The 1353-nt window shown below is 69.3% G+C and carries 1 protein-coding gene; it reads right to left on the reverse strand.

Annotated features, from left to right (window positions below; genetic code table 11):
- Positions 1-16: 16 nt before the first annotated feature.
- The gene (locus tag EER30_RS46645) at positions 17-1231 is read right to left on the reverse strand and encodes an ISAs1 family transposase (RefSeq protein WP_164842810.1); all 1215 of its coding nucleotides are present in this window, start codon (positions 1229-1231) and stop codon (positions 17-19) included.
- Positions 1232-1353 lie beyond the last annotated feature (122 nt).

A 1353-nucleotide genomic window follows, 5' to 3' on the forward strand; every position in this document is an offset into this window, starting at 1 on the left:
CACGGCCGTTTCAACATCATCCCGTGAGGCCGAGGATGGTGAATGGCCTGGTCATTTCGCGGTTGGCCCAGCGGGTGGCTTCGGTGATGTTAGTGCGGCCGGCCAGGCGTAGGGCGTTGATGGCGAGGTTTCTGAGGGAGGCCAGTACGCGGGGTCCGGAGCGGGTGCGGATACGGGATTGGTCCTCGCGGTAGCAGGTGTCGCGGATGAAGTGCAGAGTCTCGATGGCCCACTGGCCACGGTTGAACGCGGCGATCTCGGCCGGTCCGGCGGTCTCGGCGGGGTGGCTGGTGACGCCCAGTTGCGCTGCGGCGGTCTGTTTGCCGTCGCTGCCGGTGATGTAGCGTTCGATCAGCCAGACCTGGTTGACGTGCGGAAACGGCAGGCCGGGCGGGGCGGGCAGGACCCGGATGGTGCGGCGGGTGCTGCGGCCGTGGCCGGTCTCGGTGCTCTCGTGGCCGATCGCGGTGGTGGCCCAGGGCAGGGCGTCGAGGGCGGCGAACAGGGCGGCCCGGTTCTCTTTGACCGGCAGCACGAAGTGGCCGCCTTGCTGGTGGATGAGGTCGGCGGTGGCCTTGACGGTGTGCAGGGCGTCGGCGGTCACGGTCACCTCACGCAGATCGAGGGTTTCCAGCAGGGCGCGGGCGGTTTCCGGTTCGCGGGTCTTGGCCCCGTCGGTCGGCGCCTGGGCGATGATGACGGCGGCAGGGTCCAGGCCGGGCGTACCGGCCAGGGCGGACAGCAGGTGCAGTTGTTCGCCGTCGGTGTTGACGGCGCCGCGGACGGTCTTGCCGTCCAGGCGTACCTGTGCCGGGGTATCGCTGCTGGTGGAAGCCTGTTCGCCGGTGCTGGTGCGCTGGGCGGTGGTCCACTCGGCGATCACCGCGTCCAGGACGTCGCCGTCGGTGTCGGTGCAGACGCGCCAGAGCGTCGAGCGTGACGGCCGCCCGGCGGGTCGGGCCTCGACTCGCAGGTACAGGCTGTCGAGGATGTCGGTGGGGACGTCGGCGACCCAGCCGCTGATCGCGGTGTAGCCCTTCAGCCCGGCTACCGTGGCCGCCGCGACCAGCGCGAGCACCACCGCGACCGGATGATCACGGCCCTGACCGCAACGGCCGTCGCCGACGGCGAGCAGCAGGTCGAGCAGACCGTGACACGAAGGCGTGAACGACGTCCCGTCCGCGACGGTCGACGATGCTGAATCGGGTGGCGAGATGGCAGACTGCGGCACGACGAAGCTCCGTTTGCACCAGATCTGTGAGAAGACCTGGTCTCAACGGGGCTTCGTCCATATCCGACACGCCGACGCGGGCATCGTCACTCACCGCCACTATCGATCATGAAACGGCCGTG

The organism is Actinoplanes solisilvae, from assembly GCF_003999975.1.
Lineage (GTDB): Bacteria > Actinomycetota > Actinomycetes > Mycobacteriales > Micromonosporaceae > Actinoplanes > Actinoplanes solisilvae.